Annotated in this window: 13 protein-coding genes; 6 read left to right on the plus strand and 7 right to left on the minus strand. The window is 75.0% G+C overall.

The features are described from left to right. Window positions 1-27: 27 nt before the first annotated feature. Window positions 28-708, plus strand: a complete 681-nt coding sequence (locus tag ACIRPP_RS06840; RefSeq protein WP_403638579.1) for a maleylpyruvate isomerase family mycothiol-dependent enzyme — start codon at window positions 28-30, stop codon at window positions 706-708. Between the two features lie 172 nt (window positions 709-880). Continuing rightward, on the plus strand, window positions 881-1,573 hold the full coding sequence (locus tag ACIRPP_RS06845; RefSeq protein ID WP_403638580.1) for a copper homeostasis protein CutC: 693 nt from the start codon (window positions 881-883) through the stop codon (window positions 1,571-1,573). A 96-nt stretch (window positions 1,574-1,669) separates the two neighbouring features. Here the strand turns inward: ACIRPP_RS06845 and ACIRPP_RS06850 are convergent, their stop codons facing one another. After that, the gene (locus ACIRPP_RS06850; RefSeq protein ID WP_403638581.1) at window positions 1,670-3,760 is read right to left on the minus strand and encodes a HelD family protein; all 2,091 of its coding nucleotides are present in this window, start codon (window positions 3,758-3,760) and stop codon (window positions 1,670-1,672) included. Between the two features lie 292 nt (window positions 3,761-4,052). Here ACIRPP_RS06850 and ACIRPP_RS06855 point away from each other — a divergent pair, with 292 nt between their 5' ends. Then, window positions 4,053-4,238, plus strand: coding sequence for a hypothetical protein (locus ACIRPP_RS06855; protein WP_403638583.1), 186 nt, complete (start codon window positions 4,053-4,055; stop codon window positions 4,236-4,238). 13 nt (window positions 4,239-4,251) lie between these two features. Here ACIRPP_RS06855 and ACIRPP_RS06860 read toward each other — a convergent pair whose 3' ends face one another. Continuing rightward, window positions 4,252-5,895: a DNA repair helicase XPB gene (locus tag ACIRPP_RS06860; RefSeq protein WP_360595307.1), complete on the minus strand. Its 1,644-nt coding sequence runs from the start codon at window positions 5,893-5,895 to the stop codon at window positions 4,252-4,254. A 227-nt stretch (window positions 5,896-6,122) separates the two neighbouring features. Beyond that, window positions 6,123-8,774: a helicase-associated domain-containing protein gene (locus ACIRPP_RS06865; RefSeq protein WP_403638585.1), complete on the minus strand. Its 2,652-nt coding sequence runs from the start codon at window positions 8,772-8,774 to the stop codon at window positions 6,123-6,125. Between the two features lie 120 nt (window positions 8,775-8,894). Between ACIRPP_RS06865 and ACIRPP_RS06870 the strand changes: the two genes are divergently transcribed. Continuing rightward, the gene (locus ACIRPP_RS06870; protein WP_403638587.1) at window positions 8,895-9,980 is read left to right on the plus strand and encodes a hypothetical protein; all 1,086 of its coding nucleotides are present in this window, start codon (window positions 8,895-8,897) and stop codon (window positions 9,978-9,980) included. Between the two features lie 454 nt (window positions 9,981-10,434). After that, window positions 10,435-11,142, plus strand: coding sequence for an HAD family hydrolase (locus tag ACIRPP_RS06875; protein WP_403638589.1), 708 nt, complete (start codon window positions 10,435-10,437; stop codon window positions 11,140-11,142). Here ACIRPP_RS06875 and ACIRPP_RS06880 read toward each other — a convergent pair. Next, complete coding sequence (locus ACIRPP_RS06880; protein WP_164347474.1) at window positions 11,109-11,369, minus strand: hypothetical protein; 261 nt, start codon at window positions 11,367-11,369, stop codon at window positions 11,109-11,111. The genes ACIRPP_RS06875 and ACIRPP_RS06880 overlap by 34 nt on opposite strands. A 162-nt stretch (window positions 11,370-11,531) precedes the next feature. Between ACIRPP_RS06880 and ACIRPP_RS06885 the strand changes: the two genes are divergently transcribed. Continuing rightward, on the plus strand, window positions 11,532-11,915 hold the full coding sequence (locus ACIRPP_RS06885) for a cold-shock protein (RefSeq protein WP_164333825.1): 384 nt from the start codon (window positions 11,532-11,534) through the stop codon (window positions 11,913-11,915). Between the two features lie 154 nt (window positions 11,916-12,069). Here ACIRPP_RS06885 and ACIRPP_RS06890 read toward each other — a convergent pair whose 3' ends face one another. From ACIRPP_RS06890 to ACIRPP_RS06900, 3 genes are read right to left on the minus strand one after another with little or no spacing between them, the layout of a single operon-like run. Further along, window positions 12,070-12,945, minus strand: coding sequence for a 1,4-dihydroxy-6-naphthoate synthase (locus ACIRPP_RS06890; RefSeq protein ID WP_403638591.1), 876 nt, complete (start codon window positions 12,943-12,945; stop codon window positions 12,070-12,072). A gap of 35 nt (window positions 12,946-12,980) precedes the next feature. Then, window positions 12,981-13,691: a futalosine hydrolase gene (locus ACIRPP_RS06895; RefSeq protein WP_403638593.1), complete on the minus strand. Its 711-nt coding sequence runs from the start codon at window positions 13,689-13,691 to the stop codon at window positions 12,981-12,983. Window positions 13,692-13,714: 23 nt separating this feature from the next. After that, window positions 13,715-14,212 carry a DUF2771 domain-containing protein gene (locus ACIRPP_RS06900; protein ID WP_403638595.1) on the minus strand — a complete coding sequence of 166 codons (498 nt, stop codon included), beginning with the start codon at window positions 14,210-14,212 and terminating at the stop codon, window positions 13,715-13,717. Between the last annotated feature and the right edge of the window lie 46 nt (window positions 14,213-14,258).

Raw genomic sequence — 14,258 nt, forward strand, 5'->3', positions numbered from 1 at the left:
GGCGGTGCCGCCGTTAGCGTGGGTCGTATGACGACTCCTGCCGATGTGCACGACGTACGTGACCCCGAGCTGCCCGGGCGGCTGCTCACCGACGAGCGGGACGCCCTGGTGCCGTTGCTGCGGGCCAGGAAGGACGAGGACTTCGCGCTGCCGGTCGCCGCGTGTCCCGGATGGACGGTGCGGGACGTGCTGGCGCACTGCTCGTCCGCCTTCACCCGCGTCCTGGAGAGCCGCTTCGAGAAGGGCGTGTTCTCCCCCGAGTCCAACGACCGGGACATCGCCGAGCGGGCCGACTGGAGCAACGGGCGGATCGTGGACGAGTTCGAGCGCGGGCTGACCGAGGCCGGGCCGGTGATTGCCCGGGCGGGCGGGGTGCTGGACGTGCTCGCGCTGGGGGAGTGGGTGCACGCCGGGGACCTCCGGGAGACCTTCGGCGAGCCGGGCGCGTACGGCGGCGGCCGGCTGCCGCAGGCGCTCGCCCTGCTGGCCTACGTGACCTGCCGCGACCACCGCCTCCCCCTGCACGCCGACCTCGACGACGCCGACGAGCCACTGCGCCTGGGCGACGTCTCGGGCGAGCGGCCGCCCGCCCGCTACATCGGGGACGGCGCCACCCTGGTGCGCCTGTACGCGGGGCGCCCGGTGCACGGCGCGTCGTACGAGCTGGCGGGGGCGCGGGCGGAGGAGCTGAACATCTTCGGGGACTGAGTACCGCGCGTGGGGCCGCGACGGGCGGGGCTCCGGCATGGGCGTAGGGTGGATTGGACTAGACCTGTAGTCGTAGCCTGTCGTTCTCGATGGCGATGGCGATGGCGATGGCGACGGCGATGGCGTGTCGATGTCGATGTCGCTGCACCGATGAACGGATGAATGGGGTCCCATGAGCAAGCGTGCGGTCCTGGAGGTGATCGCCCTCGGCGTCGAGGACGCGGTCGCCGCCCAGGAGGGAGGCGCGGACCGGCTGGAACTGGTCACCGACATGTCGGCCGACGGGCTCACCCCGTCCCCCGGGACGGTGGCCGGGATCCGTGCCGCCGTCGACCTCTCGCTGCGGGTGATGCTGCGGCTGGCGGACGGCTTCGCCGCCGGGGACGTGGACCGGCTGGTGGAGGTCGCGGGGGAGCTGCGCGCGGCCGGGGCCGAGGAGTTCGTGCTCGGGTTCCTGGACGCCCGGGGCCGGGTCGACCTGGGCGCGGTGGAGCGGGTCGCCGGGGCGCTGGACGGCTGCCGGTGGACGTTTCACCGTGCCATCGACCGCGCCGCCGACCGGGACGCCCTGCGCAAGCAGCTCGACGGGCTCCCGGGCCTGGACACCTACCTCACCGCGGGATCGCCGGCCGGTGTCGACGACGGACTGCCCGTGCTGTGCGCGGAGGCCGGCCGGCGCGGCGAGCCCGGGTACGCGCAGCAGGTGCTGGTCGGCGGCGGGCTGCGCCTGGACCACGTCCCCACGCTGCTCGCGGCCGGACTCGACGCCTTCCACATCGGCGGGGCGGCCCGGCCGCAGGGCTGGGACGGGCCGGTGTCGGCCGACGCCGTCGCCCGGTGGCGGAGGGCGGTGGACGGGGACTGAGCCCGACGGCGCGCCGGTCCCGGTGCCGCCGGGGCCCGGGTGCCCCCGTGCCGCCCCTGCCCGAACTGTCTCCGCGGCCCGCGTCGGCCGCGGACCTCAGGCGGCCAGCTGCTCCGGCAGCGGGCCGGTGTGCGTGACGATCAGCCCCGACACCGCGCGCGTCAGCGCCACGTACAGCCGGCGCAGGCCGGTTCGTTCGTCGGGTTCGGCGGTGACCACGGCGCCCGGCTCGTCCAGCACCACGTAGTCGTACTCCAGGCCCTTGGCCAGGGACGCCGGGACGAGCGTGAGGCGGGTGGTGTGCGTGGTCTCCTCGCCGGGGGCGACGAAGCCGACGCCCTCGGCGGTGAGCCGCTCCGCCAGCTCCGGCACGCGGGCGTCGGCGGCGATCAGGCCGACCGAGCCCTCGCGGCGCAGCAGTTCGCGGCAGGCGGCCAGCACGTCGGCCGGTCCGCCGACCCGGCGGATGTCGAAGAAGCCGGGGTTCTCGCGGATCGACGCGACGGGGGTCAGCCCGGGCGCGATGCGGGGGAGCAGCCGGGAGGCGTAGGCGATGACGTCGGCCGGCACGCGGAACCCTGCGGTCAGCTCCTCGACGACCGCGTCCCGCTTGCCGAGGTGGGCCAGCGCCTCGTCCCAGCTCCGGGTCGCCCACGGAGTGGTGCCCTGGGCGAGGTCGCCGAGGACGGTCGCCGAGCCGGTGGTGCAGCGGCGGCCCACCGCGCGGTACTGCATGGGCGACAGGTCCTGCGCCTCGTCGAGCACCACGTGCCCGAGGGAGTGGGTGCGCCGGATCAGGTCGGCCGCCTCGTCGATGAGGACGGCGTCGGCTGCCGACCACTTCGCCGACTTCACCGACCGCGCGGGCTTCGCCCACAGGACGGCCTTCTGCTCCCCGGCGTCGAGCAGGCCCTCGGCGTGCTCCGCCAGGAAGTCCGCGTCGCCCAGCAGCCGCAGCACCAGTTTCGCCGGGTCGACGTCCGGCCAGACCGCCTTGACCGCTGCCTTCACCGCGCTGTTGCGGGCCACCGTGTCCTGCACCCGGTCGTCCGGTGCCTCGCCGGACCGCTCCATCTGCACCAGCACGGCGTGCGCGATGCGCTGCGGCAGGGCGTCGCGGGCGGCCCCGTAGCGCATGTCCCGCTCCAGCAACTCCCTGACGATGTCCTCCAGTTCGTACGCCGGGACGCGCCAGCGGCGGGAGCCGCGCACCACCACGACCGGCTCGGTGGGCATCGTCACGTGCGCGTACAGCGCCCGGCGCAGCACCTCGGCCATCCGGGCGTCGCCCTTGACGGCCGCGGCCGCGGCGTCGTCCGCCCCGCGCACCTCGACGTGTGCGACGAGGTCGTCGACCGTGGCCTGCTGCACGGTCAGTTCGCCCAGCGCGGGCAGTACCTGCTCGATGTAGTGCAGGAACGACCGGTTGGGGCCGACGACGAGGGTGCCGGTGCGGGCCAGCCGCTCGCGGTGCGCGTACAGCAGGTAGGCGACGCGGTGCAGGCCGACGGCCGTCTTGCCGGTGCCGGGGCCGCCCTGCACGCACACGCTGCCGGACAGGCCGGACCGCACGATCTCGTCCTGCTCGGGCTGGATGGTGGCGACGATGTCCCGCATCGGGCCGACGCGCGGGCGTTCGATCTCCTGCTGGAGCAGCCTGCTGGGCCCGGCCGTCTCCGCCGGGTCGCCGAGGTGCTCGTCCTCGTAGGCGGTGAGGTCGCCGCCGGTGTAGCCGAAGCGGCGGCGCAGCGCCACGTCCATCGGGTCCGTGCGGGAGGCCCGGTAGAACGGCTGCGACACCGGGGCACGCCAGTCGATGACCATGGGGTCGCCCTCCCCGTCGTGCACGTGGCGGCGCCCGATGTAGAACCGCTCGCCCCCGGCCCCTTCCGCGCCCTCGGCGCCCGGGGCGTGCGCGTAGTCGAGCCGGCCGAAGAACAGCGGGGTGTCGCTGAGGTCGGCCAGCGCCTTGACGCGGTCCTCGATCTGGCGTTCCAGGACGGCCGCGTTGACCCAGTTGGCGGTGACGTCCCGGATGTCGAGGGCTTCGACGTCCTCGCGCATCGCGCGCAGCGCGGAGCGGGACGCGGCGAGGTGGGAGCGTTCGCGGGCGAGCGGGTCGTCGGCGGCCCTCGGGGTGCCGACGGAACTGTCTACGGGCTCGTCTACGGGCGTGGACGCGGACAAGGGGGTGCCTCCGGATGACCTGCTGCGGGTGTGGTGCGAGGATGCCGGCCGGTTTCCGTCCGGGCGGCGGCGCTCCATGAAGGGGAGGCGGGGAAGAGCGGAGAGTCTAGGACGCGCGGCCGGTGCGTTCCAAACGCTTTTGTCCGCCCGGCGGGGTGACGGGACCGTCCCCTAGGGGACCGCCCCCTCCTGCCTGAGGGCTACGGGTCGGCCGGGAGGCGTACGCGCGGGCCTTGTGGATCAGGTCCCTGGGCCGATGCCCGTACCGGGGGCGGGGAGCAACCATGGAGACATGAGTACAGCGACCGTCCACCCCACCGCACCGCCGGTCCGGCCGACCGGCGCGACCTCACTGCGCGGCAGCCGCCCGCACCGTCTCGGTGACGCCCTGCGCGCCGTCAAGGTCTTCGTCGGCGCCGCCTTCGACGTCGTCCTCCTCGGCGAGTACGGCGAGGAGGCAGGCGTCCGCCGGCGGTAGGCACCGCCCCCCGTCAGCCCTCCGCCAGCAGCTCGTCCGCGTCCACGATCCGGTACGCGTAGCCCTGCTCCGCCAGGAACCGCTGGCGGTGTGCCGCGAAGTCCTGGTCGATGGTGTCCCGGGCGACCACGGAGTAGAAGTGCGCCTGGTGCCCGTCCGACTTGGGACGCAGCACCCGGCCGAGCCGCTGGGCCTCCTCCTGGCGGGAGCCGAAGGTGCCCGACACCTGGATGGCGACCGTCGCCTCCGGCAGGTCGATCGAGAAGTTGGCGACCTTGGACACCACCAGCACGCTGATCTCGCCCTGGCGGAACGCCTCGAACAGCTTCTCCCGCTGCAGGTTGGTCGTCTCGCCCTTGATCACGGGGGCGCCGAGGTGTTCGCCCAGCTCGTCGAGCTGGTCGATGTACTGGCCGATGACGAGGATCTGCTGACCGGCGAAGCGGCGCACGATCGCCTCCGTCACCTTCCGCTTCGTCGCGGTCGTCGCGCAGAAGCGGTACTTCTCCTCCGTCTCGGCGGTCGCGTACGCCAGCCGCTCGGAGTCGGTGAGATTGACCCGGACCTCGACGCAGTCGGCGGGCGCGATGTAGCCCTGCGCCTCGATCTCCTTCCACGGCGCGTCGAACCGCTTCGGCCCGATCAGCGAGAACACGTCCGACTCGCGGCCGTCCTCCCGCACCAGCGTCGCGGTCAGGCCGAGCCGCCGCCGCGCCTGGAGGTCGGCGGTGAACTTGAAGACGGGGGCGGGCAGCAGGTGCACCTCGTCGTAGACGATCAGGCCCCAGTCCCGGGAGTCGAACAGCTCCAGGTGCGGGTACACGCCCTTCCGCCGGGTGGTGAGCACCTGGTAGGTGGCGATGGTGACGGGGCGGATCTCCTTCTTCGTCCCGCTGTACTCGCCGATCTCCTCCTCGGTCAGCGAGGTCCGCTTCACCAGCTCGTGCTTCCACTGCCGGGCCGAGACCGTGTTGGTGACCAGGATCAGCGTCGTCGACTTCGCCTGCGCCATGGACCCGGCGCCGACGAGGGTCTTGCCCGCGCCGCAGGGCAGCACGACCACGCCGGAGCCGCCGTGCCAGAAGTTCTCCACCGCCTGCTTCTGGTACGGGCGCAGCGCCCACCCGTCCTCGTGCAGCTCGATGGGGTGCGCCTCGCCGTCCACGTACCCGGCGAGGTCCTCGGCCGGCCAGCCCAGCTTCAGCAGCGTCTGCTTGATCTGCCCGCGCTCCGAAGGGTGCACGGCGACGGTGTCGGGATCGATGCGGGCGCCGACCAGGGGCGCGATGCGCTTCGAGCGCAGCACCTCCTCCAGCACGGGCCGGTCGGTGCTGGTCAGGACGAGGCCGTGCGCCGGGTGCTTGACCAGGCTGAGCCGCCCGTAGCGGTCCATCGTCTCGGCGATGTCGACGAGCAGCGCGTGCGGCACCGGGTAGCGGCTGTACTGCACCAGCGCGTCGACGACCTGCTCGGCGTCGTGGCCCGCCGCCCGCGCGTTCCACAGGCCGAGCGGGGTCACCCGGTAGGTGTGGATGTGCTCGGGCGCGCGTTCGAGTTCGGCGAAGGGGGCGATGACGCGCCGGCAGTCGTCGGCCTGCTCGTGGTCGACCTCGAGGAGAAGGGTCTTGTCGGACTGGACGATGAGCGGACCATTCACGCGCGGCTGCCTTTCTGGCGACGGGCTCGGCACGGGCACTGCTCGGCCAATCGTCCAGTTTGCCTGATCGCGGGCCCGCACGGCCCGGAGCGGGCCGTATCACCCCGGCCGGAAGGGCGTGAGCTTGTTCACCGGCGGGGGTCCGGTTGGGGTCGCCGTGGGTCCGTCGGGGGTCCGCCGGGTGTCTGTCGGGGTCTGTCGGGGTCCGTCGAGGTCCGCCGGGGTGTTCACCGCTCCTCGTCGGCCAGCTCCGCCACCCCCGTGATCCGGTGCAGCGGATACGTGCGGACCTCGTCGGCCGTGTGGTCGTACGCCGTGACGAAGCCGCCCTCGACGCGGACCGGCGCGATGACGCGCTGGCTGGCCGCGCCGTCGGCGTTGACGTAGCCGATCCACAGCGCCTCGCCGGTCAGGACGGCGGCCTGCATCGTGGCCAGCGTCTCGGCGGCGGTGGTGCGCGGCAGCTCGCCGCCCTGGACCGGCCCGTCGCCGTCCCCCGCGGCTTTCAGGGGGGCGGTGGAGGCGAGGTCGCCGGCCCGGATGGCGCGGATCGCCGCCGTGAGCAGGGTCGCGTCGGGCACCGGCGGCCCGTCCGGGACCGGCTCGGGGGCCGTGCGCGGCGGGGTGCGGCGGGCGTGCGCGCGGGTGATCAGGACGTCGCCCTCGGCGGACTCGGCGGCCGGCGCGAACCCCATGGACCGCAGCCCCTCCAGCAGGCCCGCCGGATCGGTCCGTGCGGCCAGCACCGTCGGCGCGAGGCGGCGCAGGCCCAGACCGGCGGCCCGCTTGTCGGCGAGGATCTCGTTGAGCACGGCGTCGTCGTCGCAGCGCACGTACGCCGAGGCGGCGCCCACCCGCAGGTGCCCGTGCCGGCGGGCCACGTCGTCGATCAGGTACGCCAGCGGCTGCGGCACCGGCGTGCGGGAGTGCGCGGCGAGGAAGGCGTGCAGGTCGGCGGCGGTCTGCCCGGCGTCCAGGGCACGCCGGACGGAACCCGGCGTGAACCGGTAGACGGTCGCCCCGCCCTTGGACTCCACGTCCGCCAGCACGTCGAGCACATCGGCGAGCGGCCGCTGCAGCGGGCCCGGCGCGACCGCCGTCAGGTCGGCCTGCAGCAGCACGTGGTCCAGCGGTTCCGGCAGCAGCGGCGCCAGCAACCGGGCGGCGGCCGCCGACGCCGTGGCCTGCTCGGCGGGGGAGAGGGGGGCCGGGACCGGCAGCGGGGCGGTGCGGTGGTGCACGGGCAGCTTGTCGCCGGGGCCCCGGTCCGCCGCGTCCGCCCGTTCCGTGCCGCGGGGACCGGACGCCGCCGCCGGGGCGCCGAGCAGGGCGCGGCCGTGCGTGGACAGCGCGCCCCGACCGGTCACGCCCAGCATCTCCGCCTCGGCCAGCGTCCAGCGGGCGAGCCGGGAGCGCAGGTCGTCGCCGTCCCCGGAGGCCGCAGCGGACGCGGCCGCACCGGAGGCCGCCCCGGCGGTCCGCTGCCCGGCGTCCTGCCGGTCGGCGGCCCCGCCCCGGCCCCGCAACGGCCGCTCCCAGCGCAGCCGCGCCAGCACCGAGGCGTCGGCCGCGGCGTGCCCCTCCGGCAGCCCCGCCAGCAGCGTCAGCACCCGGTGCCGCACCTCGGGCGCCGCCGACCGGTCCAGACCCGGACCCAGCGCCGCCAGCGCCCGGTCCTTCGCGTCCCGCCCACCGACCAGCCCCGGCGCCCGCGTCGCCGTCAGCCACGCGGACGCCAGCTGCGCCCAGCGCTCGGCCGCGGGCCGCTCCCGCCACTCGTCGTAGGCGGGGGTCGCCGCGTACCGCTCGTCCTCCTCACCGTCGGAGGCCAGCAGCCCGGCCGCGTAGGCCAGTTCCACCCAGAACGCGGCGGCCGGCTCCGGCACGTCCAGCGCGACGGCGGTCCGCTTCAGGTCCCGCACGCTCAGCCCGCCGGACCGCAGCACGGCGGGCCCGCCCTCGTCCCAGTCCTTCAGCAGTTCCTCCACCGTCGCCAGCGCGGTGTACGCCTGCCCGGCCGCCGTCGCGTCCACCACCTGCGGGCGGTGCGTGCCCGCGGACTCCACGGGCGGCGGCACCGGCTCGGTCACCCGGTGCGCCCGCCCGCCCCGCAGGTGCAGGGCCACCTCACGCGGCAGGACCACCGTCCCGGGCGCCGTCGGCAACAGCAGCCCCCGGTCGAGCAGCCAGCGCAGCCGAGGCGCTGGATCCGCCGTGACCTGGCCGTACGGCGGACCCCACAACAGCCGCTCCAGCACCTCGACCGACTCGGCCGGGGCCTCGTCCAGCAGGGCGGCCATCCGCTCCCGGTCACCGAACAGCGCGGCCAGCGCCGCCACGGCGGACACCGAGTCGTGCGTGGACGCCAGCCCCGCCGCCACCACGACCTCCTGGATCCGCCCCGGCGACATCCCCGCGGCGGCCTCCCGCACCGACGGGCCCAGCCCGGTCGGCGACGGATGCTGCGGGGACGGCGACAGCAGCTCGCGGGCCGTGCGCACCAGCCGGAGCACGTCGTCCCCGCCCCACACCAGCGCCTGCTCCCGCAGCGTGCCCAGCGCCCGCGGCAGGGCGGCGGCGACGGCCGGATCACCGTCGTCGCCCGCCAGCAGCCCGAGCAGCTCCCCGTACGACGCCGGGTCCCCGGCCACCGCCAGCGCCTCCGCCGTCTGCAGCGCGAACCGGTCCAGCCGCTCCAGCGCCCGCACCACCGAGGCCCGCGTCCCGGCCCGGGTGGCGAGCTGGGTGAGGTCGGTGGGCACGGGCGTGATGAGGTCCGGGCGGCTGCGCAGGAGCGCGGCGAGGGAGGCGTCGTCCCGCCTCCGGAGGGCTTCGGCGAGGGATCGTGGCGCCGCCGCGGGCTTCTCCTCGGTGCTCATCCGCATCACGGTAGCGGGTGGGGTATGCCGGTGGGGCGTGTGGAGTTGGGCCGGGCGGCGCGACTCGCGGTACCGTCGGGCGACGGTGTGAGCCAACGCATCCGCCCCCGAGGGGACTTCGTGGGTATCGAGAGTGACCAGGTCGTCTACGAGTACCTGAGCCGCGTCGGCGACGTGGCTCAGCAACGGCAGCTGCCCTCGTCGGCGCGCATGCGGCTGGTCACCGAACTGCGCGACGAGATCGACCGGCGCCGCGCGAAGGCCGTGGTGGACTCCCCGGCCGCCGTGCGCCGCATCCTGTCCCGGATCGGCACCCCCAGCGAGGTCGTGACGGCGGCCACGCACACCGCCGGCCCCGCGCCGGAGGCCGCCGACGCCCCGGCGGCGAGCGCCCCCGCCGCCGTCCCCGTGCAGCGCGAGGGCGGGGCACGGGAGGCCGGGAGCGCCCCCGCCACCGACCTGACCAAGCGTCCCGGCCGCCCCAAGGGCGTCCTGGGCCGGATCGTGCCCGGCCCCCGCCCGGCCGCGCCGTCCGCCCCGGACCCGGCTCCCCCGCCCGCCGACGTCCCGTCGTCCCCGCACCGGGCCGGCACGGACGAGCTCGGTGACAGCGCGACCCAGCCCGACTGGTGGCGGGTGGACAGCAGCCCCTTCGGCGTCGGCGACGAGGTGCCCGGCTTCATCGGCGGCGTCGAGATCCCGGAACTGCTCAAGCCCCCGCCGGACGGGACACCGCCCGCCGGTGCCGGTGCCGCTGCCGGTGCCGGTGCCGGGGCCGGGGCGGACGCCGACGCCGCCGAGCCCGCCGACGCCGTCCCGGCCGCCGTGGAGGCACCCGCGCGGCGGCGCCTGTGGCGTCCCTCCAACGGGAGCTGGAACAACCCCCTCCTGCTGCTCGCCGCCGCCCTCCTCGTCGCGGGCGCCGTCCTCGGCACGTGGCTCGCCCTGCTCCTCGGCTGGCTCATCGCCTGGGCGTCCCGCCGCCTGACCCCGGCCGAGTCCAAGTGGGCGGTCGTCGTCATCCCCGGCCTGGCGCTCACCGCGGGCCTCACCTGGCTGTGGGGCCGCACCGCCGGCCGCTGGGGCGAGCCCATCGCCGAGGGCGCGATGAACGAAGCGGTCTCCGAGACCTGGCCGTGGGTGGTCCGCGGCGCCGCCGTCGCCTCGGCGCTCTTCCTCGTGTGGCGGTCGCAGCGGCAGAGGTGAGACGGGCGCGGGGCCCGGGGCGCGAGCTGCTGTGCCGGTGCCTCGGCGGGGCGCCCGGTGACTCGGGGGGCGCTGGTCTGCCGGTCCACTGGTCGGGTGGCGGCCGGTGTCTGCTGCTGGCCGCCGGCCCGCTGTCTTCGTCGCGGTCGGTCGTTTCGGGGCCTCGGCTCTGCTCAGTGCCTGCCCGTCGGTTTCCCGACCTGCCGGCAGGCGGGTGCCGAGGCGGTCTGCCGGTGTTTTGGTGGGGCGCCGGTCCGCCGGTCCGCTGGCCGAATGGCCGCTGCTCGCTGCCCGCTGCTGGCCCGCTGTCCGCGCCGCGTCGCCCCGGGGTCTCGGCCCGCTCACCGCTGTCCCGCCCGCCTGCCTGCCCGCCCGCGTCCCGGGTCGGCCGGCAGGCAGGCGGGCGCCGAGGCGTCCTGCCGGGCACGGTGGGGCGACGGGCACAATGGCGGGCATGGCCTCCACGACCCCGCACCCCTCCGCGTCCGTGTCCGCGTCCGTGTCCGTGACCCCGTCCCCGGCGTCCTCCGGGTCGGCCGGACCGACCGTCGGGTTCGACCTCGACATGACGCTGATCGACTCGCGGCCGGGGATCCGGGCCTGCTACCTGGCGCTGGCGGAGCGGACCGGGACGTACATCGACGCCGATCTCGCGGTGACCCGGCTCGGGCCGCCGCTCGCCGAGGAGCTGGTCAACTGGTTCCCGGCCGAGCGGGTGGACGAGGCGACGGAGCTGTACCGGTCGATGTACCCGGAGTTCGCCATCGCGCCTGCCCTCGCCCTGCCCGGCGCCCGCGAGGCCGTCGCCGCCGTGCGGGAGGCCGGCGGGCGGGCGATCGTCGTCACCGCGAAGTACGAGCCGAACGCCAAACTGCACCTCGCCCACCTCGGCATCGAGCCGGACGCCGTGATCGGCGGGCTGTGGGCCGAGCAGAAGGCGCTCGCGCTGCGCGAGCACGGCGCGCACGTCTACGTCGGCGACCACGTGGGCGACGTGCGCGGCGCGCGGACCGCCGGTGCGCTGTCCGTCGCGGTCACCACCGGGCCGTGCGACGCCGGGGAACTCCGTGCGGCGGGCGCGGACGTCGTCCTCACCGGCCTCACGGAATTCCCGGGATGGTTTTCGGACTACCGCTCGGACCGCTCCCTCGACCGCGCCTGACGCCGGCCGGCCGCGGCGGAACGCAGAACGCCCGCCCCGGCCATCAGGAATCCGACGCCCATCAGCATGCTCAGCACGAACATGTACGTCGGAAAGGGCGTCGTTCCGAGGAACAACGGGGCCACCGTGACCAGAGTGGCCACGGCACCGATGATGAAGACGATGCCACCGGCACGGACCAGGCCGTCACCGGGCGCCGCGGAATTCGCTTGGGTTTTGTCACGCACTCGACCAGGGTAGTTCCCTGCCCGAGAGAACAACCGGGGGACGTCTTGTCACGGGCCTGAAGACCATTAGCCTTGGTACCGGCGGGTCACCAGGCCCGCCCCAGTGCTATCAAGAGCCGTTTCCGAGCAGTTTTCCCGACGAGCACAAGGACGAGGACAGACGTGCCTACCGGCAAGGTCAAGTGGTTCAACAGTGAGAAGGGCTTCGGCTTTCTCTCCCGAGACGACGGCGGTGACGTCTTCGTCCATTCCTCGGTCCTCCCCGCCGGAGTCGAGACACTCAAGCCGGGCCAGCGCGTGGAGTTCGGCGTGGTCGCCGGACAGCGCGGTGACCAGGCCCTCTCCCTGACCGTGCTCGACCCCACCCCGTCGGTCGCGGCGGCCCAGCGCCGCAAGCCGGACGAACTGGCCTCCATCGTCCAGGACCTGACCACACTGCTGGAGAACATCACCCCGCAGCTGGAGGGCGGCCGCTACCCCGACCGCGCCTCCGGCAAGAAGATCGCCGGCCTGCTGCGCGCGGTCGCCGACCAGCTCGACGTGTAGGACCAGGAGGGCGGTCGCCGCCCGATGACAGGAGAACGGCCGCGGTACCCGTACCGCGGCCGTCGTCGCACTCACGGGATCGCACTCACGGGGCCGCACTCACGGGACCGCGTCCGCGGCCCCGCGCCCACGGGGCCGCGCCCTACGTCCGCGCCTACGGGAACCGCAGCGCGTCCGGGCCCAGCGGCGGCACCAGGCCCTCGGCCGCCGCCCGCGTCAGCAGCCCCCGCACCGCCGCGTAACCGTCCTCGCCGAGGTCCGCGGTGAACTCGTTGACGTACAGCCCGATGTGCTGGTCGGCGACGGCCGGGTCCATCTCCTGCGCGTGCTCCATCACGTACGGCCGCGACGCCTCCGGGTCGTCCCAGGCGGCCCGCACGGAGGCCCGTACCGCGTCCGCCAGCCCGGTCAGGGCCTCGGTGCCCAGCGACCGCCTGGCGATGATCGCGCCGAGCGGGATCGGCAGGCCGGTGGTGTGCTCCCAGTGCTCGCCCATGTCGGCCAGCTTGTGCAGCCCGTAGTTCCGGTACGTGAAACGCGCCTCGTGGATCACCAGGCCCGCGTCGACGTGGCCGTCCCGCACGGCGGGCATGATCTCGTGGAACGGCATCACCACGATCCGGCCGACCCCACCGGGCACCACGTCCGCCGCCCACAGCCGGAACAGCAGGTACGCCGTGGACCGTTCACTCGGCACGGCGACCGTGCGGCCCGCCAGGTCCCCGCCCGCCAGGCCCTCCTCGCGGGTCAGCACCAGCGGCCCGCAGCCGCGCCCCAGCGCGCCCCCGCAGGGCAGCAGCGCGTAGTCGTCGAGGACGTACGGCAGCACCGCGTAGGACACCTTCAGCACGTCGTGCTCGCCGCGTTCGGCCATCCCGTTGGTGATGTCGATGTCGGCGAAGGTGACGTCGAGGGCGGGCGCCGAGGGTACCCGGCCGTGGGCGAGGGCGTCGAAGACGAACGTGTCGTTCGGGCACGGCGAGTACGCGATCCGCAGCCGCTGGTCCCGCCCGTGCTGTTCACTGCTCATGCGGGTTCCTCATGCCGGTTCCTCATGCGGGTTCCTCATGGTTCTCCTGCGGATTGCTCATGCGGGTTCCAACTCTCCAGGACGGGTCCCAGCTTCCCGAAGCCCTCGGTCAGCGCGGTCAGGGCCTCCCCGATGCGCCAGGCGGCGCGGTCGCGGGGACCGACGGGGTTCGACACCGCCCGCACCTCCAGCACCGGCACGCCCTGCGCGGCGGCGGCCTCGGCGACCCCGAAGCCCTCCATCGCCTCCGCCAGCGCCCGCGGATGCCGGGCCCTGAGCGCCTCGGCGCGGGCGGCGGTGCCGGTCACCGTGGACACGGTGAGCACCGTGCCGGCCTGCGCGCCGGCCGCGGCGGCAGCGGCCCGCACCAGGGACTCGGGCGGGCGGTGGGTGACGGTGCCGAAACCGAGGTCGGTGACCGGCAGGAAACCGTCGGCCGTCTCGGCGCCCAGGTCGGCCGCGGTGATCTCGTCGGCGACGACCAGCGCGCCGAGCGGCGCGTGCGGCGGGAAACCGCCGGCGATCCCGGCGGACACGACGAGACCGTAGGGGCGGCCGGCCAGCGCGGCGGCGGTCAGCGCGGCGGCCGTCGAGGCGGCCGCCAGGGCCGGGCCGACTCCGGCCGCGAGCAGGTCCGGGCCGCCGCCGACCGCGTGCACGGCCGCGCCGGGCACCGGCGTCCCGCGCACCGGCCCCGGGAACGCCCGGGCCACCGCGTCCCGCTCGGCGGGGACGGCGGTGGCCACGAGGATCCGTACGGGGGACGTGATCAGGCGTCCTTCTTCAGCCGGAAGGACCACAGCCCGGTCGTCTCGTCCTCGCCCTCCTTGATCGACACCAGGGTGGAGTCGCCCTGGGCGCCGTACTGGGCGTTGAAGAACACGCTGCCCGGGATGGTGCGGTAGGTCTTGGTGCTGGAGTCGGTCAGCGGCTGACCGTTCATCAGGATCGTCCAGCCGTTGTCGGCGACGTCCGGGTCGACACCGAAGCGCACGGTCTCGTCGGGGTCGACCGTGATGCTCTTGACGTCCTTGTCCTTGAGGCACTTCGTGAGGTCGGCCGCCTTCAGGGCCTCGCCCTCGCCGCCGCAGGCGGCCTCGGAGCTCACGGACGAGCTGCCGACGGTGATCGTGGACAGCGCCGTCGGCTTGTCACAGGCGGACAGGACGAGCAGTCCGGCGGATACGACGCCGGCGGCGGCGGCGACGCGGCGGCGTCGCACAGCGCGGTGGCTCTGGGCGGCTGCGCCGCGGGGCAACGTGGTCATGGCGGAAAGGCTATCGGGCGGGCCCCGCCCACCTCCCACGTGGGGT

Source organism: Streptomyces sp. NPDC101219 (genome assembly GCF_044767675.1).
Taxonomy (GTDB): Bacteria; Actinomycetota; Actinomycetes; order Streptomycetales; family Streptomycetaceae; genus Streptomyces.

What these genes read in the sequence shown, in the direction of transcription:
- ACIRPP_RS06840 (WP_403638579.1), top strand. Translation starts at nt 28, where the DNA reads ATGACGACTCCTGCCGATGTGCACGACGTACGTGACCCCGAGCTGCCC.
- ACIRPP_RS06845 (WP_403638580.1), top strand. Translation starts at nt 881, where the DNA reads ATGAGCAAGCGTGCGGTCCTGGAGGTGATCGCCCTCGGCGTCGAGGAC.
- ACIRPP_RS06855 (WP_403638583.1), top strand. Translation starts at nt 4,053, where the DNA reads ATGAGTACAGCGACCGTCCACCCCACCGCACCGCCGGTCCGGCCGACC.
- ACIRPP_RS06865 (WP_403638585.1), bottom strand. Translation starts at nt 8,774, where the DNA reads ATGAGCACCGAGGAGAAGCCCGCGGCGGCGCCACGATCCCTCGCCGAA.
- ACIRPP_RS06875 (WP_403638589.1), top strand. Translation starts at nt 10,435, where the DNA reads ATGGCCTCCACGACCCCGCACCCCTCCGCGTCCGTGTCCGCGTCCGTG.
- ACIRPP_RS06890 (WP_403638591.1), bottom strand. Translation starts at nt 12,945, where the DNA reads ATGAGCAGTGAACAGCACGGGCGGGACCAGCGGCTGCGGATCGCGTAC.
- ACIRPP_RS06900 (WP_403638595.1), bottom strand. Translation starts at nt 14,212, where the DNA reads ATGACCACGTTGCCCCGCGGCGCAGCCGCCCAGAGCCACCGCGCTGTG.